At 69.0% G+C, this 15,933-nt stretch carries 10 protein-coding genes and 2 pseudogenes; 9 read left to right on the forward strand and 3 right to left on the reverse strand.

The features are described 5' to 3' along the window. From KVS69_RS16240 to KVS69_RS16250, 3 genes are all read right to left on the reverse strand, one after another. Positions 1 to 1,089: DUF4135 domain-containing protein (locus tag KVS69_RS16240; protein WP_217538954.1), on the reverse strand; the 1,089-nt coding region annotated here is incomplete at its 3' end. 83 nt (positions 1,090 to 1,172) lie between these two features. Then, entirely contained in the window at positions 1,173 to 1,379 is a 207-nt protein-coding gene (locus KVS69_RS16245) for a DUF6229 family protein (RefSeq protein WP_093535704.1), read from the reverse strand. A gap of 205 nt (positions 1,380 to 1,584) precedes the next feature. Next, positions 1,585 to 2,259: a hypothetical protein gene (locus KVS69_RS16250; protein WP_217538955.1), complete on the reverse strand. Its 675-nt coding sequence runs from the start codon at positions 2,257 to 2,259 to the stop codon at positions 1,585 to 1,587. A 102-nt stretch (positions 2,260 to 2,361) separates the two neighbouring features. Between KVS69_RS16250 and xth the strand changes: the two genes are divergently transcribed. The 9 genes and pseudogenes from xth to KVS69_RS16295 form a co-directional block, all read left to right on the forward strand. Then, on the forward strand, positions 2,362 to 3,219 hold the full coding sequence (xth, locus tag KVS69_RS16255; protein WP_254622235.1) for an exodeoxyribonuclease III: 858 nt from the start codon (positions 2,362 to 2,364) through the stop codon (positions 3,217 to 3,219). A gap of 326 nt (positions 3,220 to 3,545) precedes the next feature. Continuing rightward, the gene (glgA, locus tag KVS69_RS16260) at positions 3,546 to 5,114 is read left to right on the forward strand and encodes a glycogen synthase GlgA (RefSeq protein WP_217538956.1); all 1,569 of its coding nucleotides are present in this window, start codon (positions 3,546 to 3,548) and stop codon (positions 5,112 to 5,114) included. Between the two features lie 80 nt (positions 5,115 to 5,194). Further along, positions 5,195 to 7,063 (forward strand): annotated as a pseudogene (glgB, locus tag KVS69_RS16265) (1,4-alpha-glucan branching protein GlgB); the annotation flags it as partial. Further along, the gene (treZ, locus tag KVS69_RS16270) at positions 7,060 to 8,799 is read left to right on the forward strand and encodes a malto-oligosyltrehalose trehalohydrolase (RefSeq protein ID WP_217538958.1); all 1,740 of its coding nucleotides are present in this window, start codon (positions 7,060 to 7,062) and stop codon (positions 8,797 to 8,799) included. The pseudogene glgB and the gene treZ, both read left to right, overlap by 4 nt. Then, positions 8,796 to 10,709, forward strand: a complete 1,914-nt coding sequence (locus KVS69_RS16275) for a 4-alpha-glucanotransferase (RefSeq protein ID WP_217538959.1) — start codon at positions 8,796 to 8,798, stop codon at positions 10,707 to 10,709. Before treZ ends, KVS69_RS16275 begins: the two co-directional genes overlap by 4 nt. Continuing rightward, on the forward strand, positions 10,706 to 13,210 hold the full coding sequence (gene treY, locus KVS69_RS16280) for a malto-oligosyltrehalose synthase (protein WP_217538960.1): 2,505 nt from the start codon (positions 10,706 to 10,708) through the stop codon (positions 13,208 to 13,210). The genes KVS69_RS16275 and treY overlap by 4 nt, the downstream gene beginning before the upstream one ends. A 9-nt stretch (positions 13,211 to 13,219) precedes the next feature. Beyond that, positions 13,220 to 13,384 carry a DUF2934 domain-containing protein gene (locus KVS69_RS16285; RefSeq protein WP_083214152.1) on the forward strand — a complete coding sequence of 55 codons (165 nt, stop codon included), beginning with the start codon at positions 13,220 to 13,222 and terminating at the stop codon, positions 13,382 to 13,384. After that, positions 13,381 to 15,507 carry a glycogen debranching protein GlgX gene (glgX, locus tag KVS69_RS16290; protein WP_217538963.1) on the forward strand — a complete coding sequence of 709 codons (2,127 nt, stop codon included), beginning with the start codon at positions 13,381 to 13,383 and terminating at the stop codon, positions 15,505 to 15,507. Before KVS69_RS16285 ends, glgX begins: the two co-directional genes overlap by 4 nt. A 179-nt stretch (positions 15,508 to 15,686) precedes the next feature. Continuing rightward, positions 15,687 to 15,933: pseudogene (locus tag KVS69_RS16295) on the forward strand (hypothetical protein); the annotation flags it as partial.

Consider the following 15,933-nt stretch of genomic DNA (forward strand, 5'->3'; position numbering starts at 1 on the left):
CGCGCCCCGCAGGCGCTCAAGCACCTGATCGGCTTCCACCAGGCCGAGGCGGGGCGGGGCGCCGGCATCGTCGACAATCACCGGCACCTGCACCTTGGGCTGCTCGCCCGGCAACGCGCCCGCTGCGGAGAGATCGACGCCTTCCATGCCCAGCCCGGCCGTTCGGAAGGGCACGATCCCGGTACGCAGCACCGAGTTGCGCATCAGCCGCACCGCGATGTCGTACGCCTGCCCGTAGCCGGTCTCGGCGATCTCGACAGGTTTGGAAAAAACGCTTTCCGAATCCACCACCACCGGTACCGGACCCACCGCGATCAGGTTCTCAAGGTGGATGTCGGTACCGCCGATCAGGCGTAGAACGGCCAGCCAATGGCCGAGGCCGCGATAATAGGTCTGTAGTGCCTGGTCGTCGGCGCAGTAGCGATGGGCGGCAAATTCGGCCCAGCCGTGGGTGCCGCGATCGATCACGCGGGGCACCCGCACCCGGTCCGGGTCATCGGGGAACACGCGGGCGAGGAAGCCATCCAGGGTGGCATCCACGCGCAGCGAGCGCGGCTTGTACATCACCGTGCCACCGTCGAACGTGAGCCTGGCCACGGTGCGTCCCCCGGCGTGCAGGTCACCCTTGCCCAGCGAAAGGCCAAGCAGGCGGCCGGCGGGGCGTTCGAGCAGGCCGTGCAGAAGGTCGCGGTCGGCGCGGATGCGTTCGGCCAGTTCGCTGATGGCGGCGCTCTGCGCCTGCAGCATGCGCTCGAAGCGCGACCACAGCACGGGGTAGCGCTGGTCCAGGTGCAGCCGAAATGCGTCGGTGCGGGCGACAGCCTCGAACTGCTGCAGCTGCAGGATGGGATCGCTCGCGGAAACCGCACCACTGCGGATCGCGGCATGCAGTTCGAGCAGCAGCAGGCGGTTGAGTTTCAACTGCGCATTGCCATGCAGGGCCAGGTCGGCCTCGGCACGGATCACGTCGATCTCGCCCAGGTCCAACCCAGGCGCGAGATCGAGAAGCGAATGGTCCAGGCGCGTAAGGATATCGGCCAGGAAGTGGCGCACGATGCGTGCGAATGAAGCGGCGGCGGTAGTGGCCATTGCGTCCCCTGCAGTCTGCCCAGCGTCCGGAATGCATCCAGGCGGCGCGCAGCCATGGCAGCTGCGCGCCGGTACAGGCTAGATCAGCAACACAGGCAATGGTTGACCACGGAAATGGTGGTGGTGCACTCACCGCCACCGCCGGTGATCATGGTGGGCGCTGCGCAGGTGAGCGCCGCATCGGTAGCGTTCTGTCCGTAGATGAAAAGCGAACCGGCCGGGTTGTCGCAGCCATCCACGCTGTCGGCACCGTTGAGCCAGCCTGAAACGACGTCGTCATTCAGTTGCATTGCGCTTTCTCCTGTTGTTTCAACATGAGGCGTTGAAGGCGCCGGTACACGGGCGCCTTTGGTCTACGGCCACTCCTTGGCATCAGGAAAAGCGAACGCGACACCGGGAGACGGGATTGGCCGCGTGGTTACGGTGAACCGAGTTTTAGGGGAAGTCAAACTGAGTAACCGCTCACATAAATAGTGTGATATGAACCGGGGAACTCTATTTAACCCAGCGAATCGAACTCAACGCGTCACGTAGTTTCTGTTTGGCGAGTTCATTGCTGAAAGGCTGCTCGCGCGGCGGGTCGTACACCTCCGGCCGGGTACCAGCCACGACCAGATCAATCGCATAGCAACGCCCATGCTGCACGGCGCGGTAGCTGTCGGCCGATACGTAGTGACTCATCGCTGCGTCGCCCACCGGGAAGTGGGTGAAGCTCACGCCGCCAATGTCGACCGTGTCGGCTGGCCCCGTAGCTTCTGCGGGTGGCGTCAGGCAGTCGGCGACGGCACCGGCGTCGTCGCTGCGTCCGACGCGAAGCTCGGCGGCTGTCACCTCGTTGGACCCGTCCAGCACCAAGGCAGCCAGTGGCGAACCGGTGCTGCCCGAGGCATCGAACAGTTTCCAGCCATCCAGCGACAGGTAGCTGCGGGTGAAATCCCTGCGCAGCTCCATGCCAGGCACTGCAGCCAGCGCGATGCCGGGCGGCGTTTCACTGAAGGCATAGGCGGGCCGTGACGATGTTGCACGCGCATCGTGGGTGACTGCCGCCTTCGCCGCACCTGGATCCCCGCCGGTAGGTTGTGGCGGTCCCTCCGCGTCGGGCGAAGGCGTACAGGCGGTAGACGCCAGCACGGCGGCCAGCAGCAGCGGACGAGAGGACAGGATGGGCATCGGAAGCGGCACCAGGGAAGGGAAACCCAAGCATGCGCCCGCCCAGGTTGCGCGGAGTGAAGCAGGCAGAAGCCTGGGTGCGATGGCCCCGTGAGCGGACTCTTGACGCGCACGCAGCGCAATGCCGGGAATACTGGCGACTCCCTCCTGCTGGAGCACGCCATGGCCCGTCGCAGGCGCCTCCGGATTGCCACCTTCAACGTCAACGGAATCAAGACGCGGCTTCCGCACCTGTTGGCGTGGCTGGAGAAAGAGAAACCCGACATCGTGGCGCTGCAGGAGCTCAAGGCCAGCCAGGATGCGTTTCCTGAAACCGAGATCCGTGACGCAGGCTACGGCTGCCTTTGGCAGGGGCAACGTGCCTGGAACGGCGTGGCGCTGCTGGCGCGTGGGCAGGACCCGATCGAAAGCCGGCGCGGGCTCCCGGGCGATCGCACCGATGACCAGAGCCGCTACCTGGAGGCGGCGGCGCACGGCGTGCTGGTGGGAGGTCTTTACCTGCCCAACGGCAATCCGCAGCCCGGGCCGAAGTTCGATTACAAGCTGAAGTGGATGCAGCGGCTGCACGAGCACGCGCTGGGACTGGTCGGCCTGCCGCATCCGGTCGCGTTGATCGGCGATTTCAACGTGGTGCCGACTGACGCCGATATCTACGACCCCAAGTCGTGGCGGCGGGATGCCCTGTTGCAGCCGGAGGCACGAGAGGCGTACGCCGGTCTGCTGGCACAGGGCTGGACCGACAGTCTCCGCCACGTCTACGGCGAGCAGACGATCTACACGTTCTGGGATTATTTCCGCCAGCACTACGAACGCGACCGTGGGCTTCGCATCGACCACCTGCTGCTGAACCCGGTGCTGGCCGACGGACTGAAGGATGCCGGTGTGGACCGCTGGGTTCGTGGTCTGGAGAAAGCGAGTGACCACGCGCCGACCTGGATCGAGGCGCTCGCTCCGCAATGATTGCAACGGAGGCGTGACAGCACGCGGCCGAGAATGAAGGATTCAGGCGGGCGGCGGCAGGCGCGAAGGTCATGATGCGAACGCATCTGCTCATGCCGTACAAGCATCGACAGCCTGCGACAAGCGCTGCATTGCAGGCACCTTGCGCCTGCGAAGCGTGGCGGGGTCACGATGTTGTCGCATCAAGTTCACGCGGTGTTTATTCCGCACACAGGTAGATTCCAACCAAGGTTCGCGCGCGACGTTTTCGGCGCCGCAGAAACCCCCGCCCTTGGCGCAATGCCGAGGGCACCCCCACCGCAGTACCACCTTCGAGATTTCCCCCCATGTCGCATCTGCGTCAGATCGCTGTTCCCGTGGCTTTGCCCGTTCCCGCTGGCGAGGAAGGCGGCGCACGCGTTCGTCGCACGCCCCGGCTGCGCGCCGTCGAGACCACCCCGCCGCCGCTCGGTCGTGTCGATCCGGCTCGGCGCGTCCTGTTCGTCACCTCCGAGATGGCGGACTACGTCAAGGCCGGCGGGCTGGGCGACGTTGCCGCGGCCCTGCCGCGTGCGCTGCGCACCCGATCGGATGTGCGGGTGCTGATTCCGGGCTACGACGAAGTCATCGCGGGGGCCCCGGACCTGCGGTTGGTGGGCCGCGTGCCGGCACGGGCCGGAATTCCCGCCTGCGACATCGGGGAGACGTTTGCGGGTGGCGTGCCGGTGCTGGTGCTGGTGTGCCCCGGGCTGTTCCAGCGAGGTGGCAGTCCATACGTGGATGGCAGCGGGCAGGACTGGAGTGACAACGCAGTGCGCTTTGCCGCGCTGTCGCGCGCCGCGGCGGTGATCGCCTGTGGCAATGCCGGCATGGAATGGCAGCCGGAACTGCTGCACCTGAATGATTGGCCGTGCGCACTGGCCGCCGCCTATCTGCGCTGGTACGGCTCGGACGTGCCCGCGCTGCTGACCGTCCACAACCTGGCCTACCAGGGGTTGTTCCCGCTTGAAGACGCCGCCGTGCTGGGCGTTTCGCCCGAGCAGGCCGAAAGCATCACCTTCCATGGCCGGCTGTCGTTCCTGCAGGCGGGCATCGTGCATGCCGACCATGTGAACACGGTCAGCGTGAGCTACGCGCGCCAGATCACCGGCCCCGAACAGGGCTGTGGGCTGGACGCGCTGCTGTCCGGTCACGCGGCGAGCGGTCGCTTGAGCGGCATCGTCAACGGTATCGACAGCAGCTGGGACCCGCGCACCGACCTGCACCTGAGCGAACACTTCGACCTGCACCGCTGGGAAGGCCGGGTCGCCAACAAGCGGCGCGTGCAGCGTGCGCTGGGGCTGCCGCACAGCGACGGGCCGCTGTTCGCGGTGGTCTCGCGCCTGGTCCACCAGAAGGGCCTGGACCTGAGCTGCGCGGTGGCGCACCAGATCGCCGCCGCGGGGGGCCAGCTGGCCATCATCGGCGGCGGAGAACCGCGCATCGAAGCGGAAGTGGCCGCGCTGTCGCGGCGGTTCCCCTCCAGCGTGGGCGTGTACCCCGGGTTCGACGAAGGCCTCGCCCGCAAGATGTTCGCCGGTGCCGATTTCCTGCTCATGCCCTCCCGCTTCGAGCCGTGCGGGCTGAGCCAGATGTATGCGCAGCGGTTCGGCTGCCTGCCGATCGCGCACGCCACCGGCGGCTTGATCGACACGGTGGAGGACGGCGTGACCGGCCTGCTGTTCAACTCGGCCGACGCCGATTCGCTGCGCCGCTGCGTGCAGCGTGCGTTCCGCACCTACCGCATCCCCGGGCTGCTGTCGGCCATGCGCCGCGCGGCCATGCTGCGGCCGAGCAGCTGGGACCTGGCCGGTACGGAGTACCTGAGGCTGTATGAGCGTGTGCTCGATGCGCGCGTGCCGGAGCTGCAGGCATGAGCGAGCACGCCTTCGTTGCGCGCGACGCCAGCCTCGCATCCGATCCGACCGAATCACCCGGCACTACGGACGACACCGCGCTCACTCCGGCGCAGCTCGACGCACTGCGCAGCGGCGACCCGGACGCCGCCCGTCGGCTGCTGGGCGCGGTGGCCACCGGAAACGGCGGGGTGCGCTTCGCCGTGTGGGCGCCCAATGCCAGCCGGGTGGCCGTGGTAGGCGATTTCAACGGCTGGGACGCGGAGCGGCACCCGCTGCACCTGCATCCCGAAGCGGGGGTCTGGGAAGGCTTCGTGCCGCGCGTGGCGGCCGGTGCCCGCTACAAGTTCGCGGTCACGGCAGGGGACGGAAGCTCGGTGGCGTTCAAGGCCGACCCGATGGCGCGTGCCTGCGAACTGCCGCCCGACACGGCCTCGCGCGTTGCCGGTCCGGCCACGCACGCCTGGCAGGATGGCGCGTGGATGGCCGCACGCGGCGTGGCCGGGGGCCAGGCCATTTCAGTCTATGAAGTGCACGCGGGTTCCTGGCGCCGCGATGCGGACGGCCAGCCGCTCGGCTGGTCGGCGCTGGGCGATGCATTGATTCCCTACGTGAAGGCCCTCGGTTTCACCCACATCGAGCTGCTGCCGGTCAGCGAGCATCCCTTCGGCGGGTCCTGGGGCTACCAGCCGCTGGGCCTGTTCGCGCCGACCGCGCGCCACGGCGGCCCGGAAGACTTCGCGGCATTCGTCGACCGCTGCCACGTTGCGGGGTTGGGCGTGATCGTCGACTGGGTGGGAGCCCACTTCCCGAGCGACGCACACGGCATGCAGCGCTTCGACGGCACCGCGCTGTACGAGCACGAGGACCCGCGGCTGGGCCTTCATCCGGACTGGAACACGCTGATCTACAACTACGGACGCACCGAAGTGGCCGCGTTCCTGATCGGCAGCGCGCTGGAGTGGATCGAACGCTTCCACATCGACGGGCTGCGCGTGGATGCGGTGGCCTCGATGCTGTACCGCGACTACAGCCGCGCCGAAGGCGAATGGCTGCCGAACGTCAACGGCGGTCGCGAAAACCTGGAGGCGGTGGCCTTCCTGCGCCAGTTCAATGAGGCGATCCGGACGCGCTTCCCGGAGGTGCTGGTCATGGCCGAGGAATCCACCGCGTGGCCGGGCGTTACCGCACCGGCCAACGCGAACGGCCTGGGGTTCACCCACAAATGGAACATGGGCTGGATGCACGACACCCTCGCGTACCTGCGCCGCGATCCGATCCACCGTGGCCACCACCACGGCGAAATGACGTTCAGCGCCATCTACGCCTTCAGCGAGCGCTTCATCCTGCCGCTGTCGCACGACGAAGTGGTGCACGGCAAAGGCTCGCTGCTGGCGAAGATGCCGGGCGAGCGTGCGCAGCAGTTCGCCAACCTGCGGGCCTGTTATGGGTTCATGTGGGCGCACCCGGGCAGCAAACTGCTGTTCATGGGCGGCGAGTTCGCCCAGCCGGCGGAATGGAACCACGACGCTGCCCTGGACTGGGACAGCGCGGCGCAGCACGAACATGCCGGCGTCGCCCGGCTGGTCGGCGACCTCAACCGCTTGCTGCAGCAGGAACCGAGCCTGCGCCTGGCCAACGATGACGATGCCGGATTCGAGTGGAGCGTCAGCGATGACCACCAGAACAGCGTGCTTGCGTTCGTGCGCCATCCTCCGCGCGGCGAAGGCCGGGCGACGCTGGTGGTCTGCAACTTCACCCCGGTGGCGCGGCATGGCTACCTGCTGGGGGTGCCGTCCGCCGGTGACTGGGTGGAGATCCTCAACACCGACAGCGCGTTCTATGGCGGCAGCAACCTGGGCAATGAAGGTCGCGTGGCGACCATCGCGCAGTCGATGCACGGCCATGCGCATTCGCTGCCGTTGACCCTGCCGCCGCTGTCGGTGCTTTACCTGCAGGCCAGGGAATGAGTGCAGCGCAGGTGCGGTGGGGAGCCTGGCAGGATACGGACGGCGGTTGGCGTTTCGCACTGTGGGCACCGGCGGCCACGTCGGTGGATCTGCTGCTGGAAGACCAGGTGCTGCCCATGCAGGGCAGCGACGACGGCTGGTTCGCGCTGACGGCGCCGGGTGCGCCCGGGATGCGCTACCGCTACCGCATCGACGGCGGCGACGCGGTGCCTGATCCGGCCTCGCGCCAGCAGCCTGACGGCCTGTTCGGACCCAGCGCGCTGGTGGCCGACGACTTTGACTGGCAGCATCCCGACCGGTCCGGCCGGCCGTGGCACGAGGCGGTGATCTACGAGGTGCACGTGGGCGCCGCCGGCGGGTCGTTCAACGCCGTGCGCGATCAGCTGCCGAAACTGGCCGACCTCGGGTTCACCGCGATCGAGCTGATGCCGGTGGCCACTTTTCCGGGTGAGCGCAACTGGGGCTACGACGGCGTGCTGCAGTATGCGCCTGCGCCCGCCTACGGCACGCCTGACGAGCTCAAGGCTCTGGTCGATGCCGCCCATGGCCTGGGGATGATGATGCTGCTGGACGTGGTGTACAACCATTTCGGGCCCGACGGCAATCCGCTGCCGGCCCTGGCGCCGGGGTTCTTCCGCAGCGATCTGTGCACCCCGTGGGGCAACGCGGTCGACTTCCGCCGCCCCGAGGTGCAGTGCTACTTCATCGACAACGCGGTGATGTGGATGCGCGATTACCGGTTCGATGGCGTCCGCCTCGACGCGGTGCACGCCATTCACCCGCTGGCGTTCCTGAACCAGCTGCGTGACCGGGTGCGGGCGGCGCTGCCCGGCCGCGAGGTGCTGCTGGTGCTGGAGAACGAGAACAACCAGTCGGCGTTGCTGGCCAGCGGGTTCACCGCGCAGTGGAATGACGACTTCCACAACGCCTTGCATGTGCTGCTGACCGGGGAGCATGAGGGCTACTACGGCGACTACGCCGACGACCCTTCCGGCCGCCTGCGCCGGGTACTGGCCGAAGGCTTTGCCTGGCAGGGCGAGACCACCCGCCGTGGGCGTGAGCGGGGCGAACCCAGCGCGGGCATTCCGCCGCAGCAGTTCGTGGTCTTCTGCCAGAACCACGACCAGACCGGCAACCGTGCGCAGGGCGAGCGCCTGCTGCAACTGGTGGGGCCGCGCCGGAACGCGTTGGCGATGGCATTGACCGCCTTGACGCCGATGATTCCGATGTTCTTCATGGGCGAGCCCTGGGGCGCGCGCTCACCGTTCCTATATTTCACCGACCACCGCACGCCGCTGGACGAGCAGGTGCGCGAGGGCCGCCGCGCCGAGTTCGCGCACTTCAGCAGCTTCAAGGATGAGCACCGACGTGCGCTGATTCCGGATCCGAATGCGCCGACCACCCTGGCCATGTCCTGCGCCCCGTGGCCGACGGAAGACGATCCCGACGCCGCGGCCTGGCTGACCTGGTTCCGGGACCTGCTCAAGGTGCGCGCGGCCTGGCTCGGCCCCGCCGCCAGTGCGCAGTCGCTGGGTGCCGATGTGCTGGCGCCGGGCGTGCTGCGCGCTGGCTGGCAGCTGCCCGGAGCGCAGTGGTGGATCGCGTTCAATGCCAGCGATGCCACCGTGCCGGTGACGTTGCCGGCCGGCCGCGAAGTATTCCGGCTCGGCCCACCGCCCGACGAGGAGGGAATGGCGCCCGACAGCCTGTACGCCGTGGTGGTGGCTGCACCATGAGCACGCAACCGGGATTGGGCGCATTGGCGGAGGCGGTCGGCCTCGCCGTGGACTGGGTGGATATCGCCGGGCGTCCGCAACGCGTGGATGACGCGGTACTTGGCGCGATCCTCGACGCCCTGGAGATTCCCAACGCCACGCCCGCGCAGCGTCGCGAGGCGCTGTCCGCGTTGGGGTCGCGCCGCCAGGTCCCGCTGCTGCGCACTGCCGTGGTCGGGGCGCCGGTGGATGCCGGCGCCGCAGGTGCGCCCTGCGTGTGGGAAGACGAGGACGGCAGCCGGGAGGACGGCCACACCAATGCGGCGGGGCAGGCGACGGCGCCGGCACGTCCGGGCTACTGGACCCTGGCCTGTGGTGCACACACGCAGCGTGTTGCGGTGGCACCTCTGCGGTGTTTCGGGGTCCACGATGCGGTGAGCCGCGCGCATCCGTGGGGACTGGTCCTGCAACCGTATGCGGCCCGTGGCCCACACGATGGCGGTACCGGCGATACCGCTGCCTGCGCGGCGTGGGCGCGGCAGGCGGGCGCGGCCGGCGCGGATGCGCTGGCACTCGGGCCGGTGCACGCCGCCGGCGGCATGGACGCAGACTACAGTCCCTATTTCCCGGGCGACCGGCGCTTCCTGGAGGCGGTGTACGCCGCACCGGTCGACCAGTTCGGTGATGCGGCGCTGCAGGTGCTGGAGCGCGACCCCGCGTTGCGCGAGCAGCTCGCCGCACTGCGCGCCGCACCCCTGATCGATTGGCCGGCGGCGGCGATGGCCAAATGGGCATGGCTGGCCGCGGTGCGCGGCGCGATCTCCGATGACGCAGAAGCGACCAGCGACCTGCAGCGTTTCGTCAGCGACGGTGGCCCGGCGCTGGCGCGGCATGTGGCGTTCATGCATCCGCGCCTGGGCCTGTCGTCGTCGCTGTACCTGTTCGGACAATGGATGGTGAGCCGCGGCTGGCAGCGTGCACAGGCGCAGGCGCGCGCGAGCGGCATGGGGCTGGGCCTGATTGCCGACCTCGCAGTGGGCTTCGATCCCGCCGGCGCTGAAGCCGACGCCGCCGGCAGCGCACTGCTGCGCGGGCTGGTGCTCGGTGCGCCGCCTGATAGATTCTGCGCTGCGGGCCAGGTCTGGGGCGTAACCAGCTATTCGCCGCACGGGCTGGCCGAGCGGGGCTTCGCACCGTTCATCGCGCTGCTGCGTGCGGTGATGCGCGACCGTAGCGGGATCCGGATCGACCACATCCTCGGATGGCAGCGGTTGTGGGTGGTGCCCGATGGCGCCGGGGCAGGACAGGGCGCCTACCTGCGGTATCCGCTGCAGGACCTGCTCAACATCGCCGCGATCGAATCGTGGCGCAGCCGCTGCATCGTGATCGGCGAGGATCTCGGCGTGGTGCCTCCGGGCATCCGCCAGACGCTGGCCGCACGCGGCGTGCTGGGCATGGATGTACTGCCCTTCGCCCGCGATGAGAACGGCGGGTTCCTGTCGCCCGGGGCATGGCGGGCGGATGCCGTGGCGATGACCGGCACCCACGACCTGCCGACGCTGGTCGGCTGGCGACGGGGGCTGGATCTTGGCTGGCGGCACCGGCTCGGCGAGCTGGACGAGGAGGGACTGCGGCAACAGGCCGCCGAGCGCAGCGCCGATATCGCGCGCCTCGATGAAGCCATGAAAGGGCATGCCCTGGATGAGATATCCGGCCGCCGCGCGGCGCTGGAATACGTCGGCGCCAGTCCGGCGGCGCTGGCGCTGCTGCCGGTGGAAGACGCGCTGGGCATGGCCGAGCAGGTCAACCTGCCGGGGACGGTAGGGGTCCACCCGAACTGGCGCCAGCGCCTGCCCACGGTCGGGGTCGAGCACACCTTGGAGGACGCCATGCAACGTTTCGCTACCGCCCGCGCGCAGGTGGGCCCATGAGCCGGGTGCGCGCCACCGCGCGCCTGCAGCTGCATGCAGGATTTACCCTGGACGATGCCGCGCGCCAGGTGGAGTACTACGCCGTGCTGGGGATCAGTCACCTGTACCTGTCGCCGATCTGGCGCGCCGTGCCCGGGTCGACCCATGGGTACGACGTGGTGGACCCGACCGAAGTGAACCCCGAGCTGGGAGGCGAACGTGCCCTGCGCGCGCTTGCCGACCGGGCGCGGGCGAGTGGCATGGGGCTGGTGCTGGACATCGTGCCCAACCACATGGCCGCGCACGCGGACAACCGCTGGTGGTGGGACGTGCTGCAGCATGGCCGGGCCAGCCCGTATGCCCACTGGTTCGACATCAACTGGAAGGCGCCGCTGGCAGGCGGCGCGCTGCAGCTGCCGATCCTGGATCGACCGCTGGACGCGGCCATCGAGGACCGCATGCTGCGCGTAGAGCAGGAGGCTGGCGTTGCGGTGCTGCGTCACCACGAGGCGCGGTTGCCGCTGGCGCCCGGCACGGTGCCCGATGCCGCCCCTGCCGATCTGCGCAGCGTCATCGAGGCCCAGGCCTACCGCCCGCTCTGGTGGCGGCTGGGCGACGACCGCTTGAACTACCGGCGCTTCTTCACCATTTCCAGCCTGGTCGCCCTGCAGGTGCACCACGACGCGGTGTTCGACACCGTGCACCGCCTCCCGCTGGCGTTCCTGGCCGAAGGGCTGGTGGACGGCCTGCGCGTGGACCACGTGGACGGCATTGCCGACCCGCAGGCCTACCTGCAGCGACTGCGCACCGCGATGGACAGCGCCTGCGCCACGCACGGCGTTGCGCCCCTGCTGTGGGTGGAAAAGATCCTCGCGCCGGACGAGGAACTGCCGGCGTCGTGGGCCTGCGACGGCACCACCGGCTACGATTTCATGGACCAGGTCTCGGCCTGGCTGCACGACGCGTCGGGCGAGGCGCCGCTGGCCCGGCAGTGGCAGCAGGCCACGGGGCGCACCATGTCGTTCAGCGAGGAAGAACGGCGGGCGCGCGATGAAATGCTGGCGCGTGGCCTGCGCAGCGAGTTCGACACACTGCTGCGGCACCTGCTGCGCATGGAGCGCGCCGCGTTGCCGGCCAGCGCCCGGTTCGGGCGTGCGCTGCTGTCGCGTGCGTTGACCGCGCTGCTGGTGCGGTTCCCGGTTTATCGGACGTATGCCACGCCAACCTGTTTCGACGAACCCGACCAGCGTCGCTGGGACGCGGTGCTGGACAGCGTGGCGCGCGAGGTACCGGCGGATACAGCGCTGGCGGCGGGCTGGATCGCCGCCTGCTTCCGCGACGACGCTGGCGATGCGCGCGCACGCGCCACGCTGCGGCGGCGCTTCCAGCAGCTCAGCGCGCCGCTCAACGCCAAGGCGGTGGAGGACCGCGCGTTCTACCGCTACGGCGTGCTGCTCTCGCGCAACGAGGTGGGCAGCCGTCCCGACCATTTCGCCCTGTCCACGCGTGCCCTGCATACGCGCACGCTGATGCGCGCCCATCGCCACCCGCAGGCCATGCTGGCCACGGCCACCCATGACCACAAGCGCGGTGAAGACAGCCGTGCGCGGTTGGCGGTGCTGTCCGAGCAGCCGCAGTGGTGGGGCAGGCTGGTGCGGACATTGGATCGTCGCGCTGCACGCGTCGGGATGGCCCTGCCGCCGCCGGCGGTGCGCCACATGCTGTGGCAGACCCTGCTCGGCGCGTGGCCGATGCAGGGCCTGCACGATCCGCGCAGTTTCGCGGAAAGGGTCGTGCAGTGGCAGCTGAAGGCGTTGCGTGAGGCCGATCTGTTTTCCTCCTGGACAGACCCGGATACCGCCTTCGAGGCGCGCACGCAGGCCTTCATCGAACAGCTGCTGCTGCACCCGGCCACGGCCTCGCTGCGCGGCACCCTCCAGCAGGCGGCCGAGCATGTCGGTGCCGCCGGCGCCCGCAACGGGCTGGCCCAGCTGGCGCTGCGGCTGACCCTGCCGGGCGTGCCCGACCTGTACCAGGGCACCGAGGGCTGGGACCTGTCGCTGGTGGATCCGGACAATCGCCGCGAGGTGGACTACGCGCAGCGCCGCGCCTGGCTCGACGATGCACGCCGCTGGCCGCAGCTGCTGGCGCACTGGCAGGACGGCGCGGTCAAGGCGCGCCTGCTGCGGCACGTGCTGGCCCTGCGACGCGAACAGCCGGCGCTGTTTGCCGAAGGCACCTACCAACCCCTGCATGCGGACCGCGAGGTGGCGATGCTGGCCTTCCAGCGCGAACACGCCGGCCAGCGGCTGCTGGTGGCGGTGGCGCGCCACACCGCGGCGCAGCCTGCCCGGCAGGGCGCGGCGCTGTCCGCTTCGCATTGGGGCGGGGCAACCCTGACGGTCCCGCCCGGGCATTACCGCAACCTGCTGACCGGCGCGGCGCTGGTCAGTGATGGAACTCCCCTGCGCCTGCGGCAGCTGTTCGACGGCAGCCCGGTCGCGATTCATTCAACCTGCTGAGATACGACGATGGACGAGCAACAGAAAGCCGAACGCACCCGGGAACTGGCCCGGCAGATCTGGGAGGCGGAAGGCCGCCCGGAAGGACAGTCGGCACGTCATTGGCAGATGGCCGAGCGGCTGGTCGCCGCCGAGATCGAAGCGCTCCTGCACGACCAGGAGGTGCCGCGATGAGTACCGGCAACGGCGCAGGACATACCCGGGTCAGGGCAGGGCGACCGTACCCGCTGGGCGCCACCTGGGATGGGTTGGGCGTCAACTTCTCGCTGTACAGCCGGCACGCCACGCAGGTGGAGCTGTGCCTGTTCAATGAACGCGGGCGCGAGGTAGAGCGGATCCGCCTGCCCGAATACACCGATGAGATCTGGCACGGTTACCTGCCGGACGCGCGGCCCGGCCAGCGCTATGGCTACCGCGTGCACGGGCCGTACGCGCCGGAGGCCGGCCACCGTTTCAACCCGAACAAGCTGGTGATGGACCCGTACGCCAAGCAGCTGGTCGGGCAGATGAAATGGGCGCCGCACCTGTTCGGCTACACCCTGGGCCACAAGGACAAGGACCTGAGCTTCGACCGGCGCGACAGCGCGGCCTACGTGCCGCGCTGCGTGGTGGTCGATCCGGCGTTCACCTGGGGCGCCGACCGCAGCCCGTCCACGCCGTGGGACCGGACGGTCATCTATGAGGCGCACCTGCGCGGGTTGTCGATGCAGCACCCGGCCGTGCCCGAGGCCATGCGCGGCACCTTCTCGGCGCTGCGTTCCGACGCGCTGTCCGACCACCTGCGCCAGCTGGGCGTGACCGCACTGGAACTGCTGCCGGTGCATGCGCACGTGGACGACCAGTACCTGGTCGAGCGCGGACTGAAGAACTACTGGGGCTACAACACGCTGGGCTTCTTCGCGCCAGATCCGTCCTTCCTCTCCACCAGCACCATCGCCGAGTTCAAGCAGATGGTGGCCAGCCTGCATGACGCCGGGCTGGAGTTGATCCTGGACGTGGTCTACAACCACACCGCCGAGGGCAACGAACTGGGTCCGACGCTGTCGTTCAAGGGCATCGACAACGCCAGTTACTACCGCCTCGCCGACGACCGCCGTTATTACATCAACGACACCGGCACCGGCAACACGTTCGACCTGACCAACGCCGGCGCACTGCGCATGGTGATGGACTCGCTGCGCTACTGGGTGCAGGACATGCACGTCGATGGCTTCCGTTTCGACCTGGCCACCATCCTCGGGCGCGAACGCGCGGGCTTCGATCCGTCCGGCAGCTTCCTCGATGCGGTGCGCCAGGACCCGGTGCTGAGCCAGGTGAAGCTGATCGCCGAACCCTGGGACATCGGGCCCGGCGGGTACCAGCTGGGCAACTTCGCGCCGGGCTGGGCCGAGTGGAACGACCGCTTCCGCGACAACCTGCGCGCGTTCTGGAAGGGCGACGAAGGCCAGCTCTCCGAGTTCGCCACGCGCCTGATGGGCTCGGCGGACCTGTTCGACCACAACGGGCGCCGGCCGTCGGCGTCGGTCAATTTCGTGACCGCGCACGATGGGTTCACCCTGCACGACCTGGTGAGCTACAACGACAAGCACAACCTGGACAATGGCGAGGAAGGCCGCGACGGGACCGACCACAACATTTCCTGGAACCACGGCGCGGAGGGGGCAACCGACGACCCCGGCATCCTGGCGCTGCGTCGCCGGCAGATGCGCAACCTGCTGGCCAGCCTGCTGCTCGCGCAGGGCACGCCGATGCTGCTGGCCGGGGACGAGTTCGGCCGCACCCAGAACGGCAACAACAATGCGTACTGCCAGGACAACCCGATCAACTGGATTGACTGGGAGCGCGCGGCGAGCGAAGAAGGCCAGCAGCAGTCGCTGTTCGTACGCCGCCTGCTGGCGTTGCGCAGACGCTACCCGCAGCTGCGTCGCAGCCGCTTCCTCGACGCCCGCGACGGCCACGGCACCGACGCCGCGCACTGGATCCGCCCGGACGGCCAGCCGATGCAGGAAGGCGACTGGCACGCACCGCAGCAGCGGGCCTTGATGCTGCAGCTGCCGGCGATGCCCGCCGATGGCGACGGCAACGGCAACGGGGTGGAGGGCATCCAGCTGTTGCTGCTGGTCAATGCCGCCGCCGAGCCGCAGGCCTTCGTGCCGCCGCCGCTGGACAACACGCCCTGGCGGCTGTTGATCACCTCCGTCTACGACGCGCCGGTGCAGGCCGACGAGCAGGGGCACTGGCACCTGCCGGACCGCGCCATCGCGTTGCTGGCCAGCCGGGGCAGCAGCACGCACTAACCGCGTTGCACCGCCAGTAGAAGTACTGAGGCCCGCGCTGCGCCGCAGCGCGCATGATGGGAATGAACGGGGGCGGCCGCTTGGCGGTGCGCCCTGCGTTCAGACAACAGACTTCCCAACGCCAGGGTGGCGCCATGCAGTGCCTGCGGTGCGCGCGACGCTGTCTCCCGGCTGCAGGGGTGCTGCTGCCCGCCTTGTTGCTCGCCGGCTGCGTGCAGGGGCCGGCGTATGTACGACCCACGGTGCAGGTACCGTCGCACTATCGTTTTGCTTCCACGCCACTCCGACCGGATCCGGTCGCAACGCTGGCGGAGGTGCCGCGCTGGTGGCGCCACTTTGGTGATGCGCAGCTCGACGCGCTGGTCGACGAGGCATTACGCGCCAACCATGATCTCGGCATCGCCACGGCGCGGGTGGACGAATTCG

Source organism: Stenotrophomonas sp. GbtcB23, from assembly GCF_019091045.1.
Taxonomy (GTDB): domain Bacteria; phylum Pseudomonadota; class Gammaproteobacteria; order Xanthomonadales; family Xanthomonadaceae; genus Stenotrophomonas; species Stenotrophomonas rhizophila_A.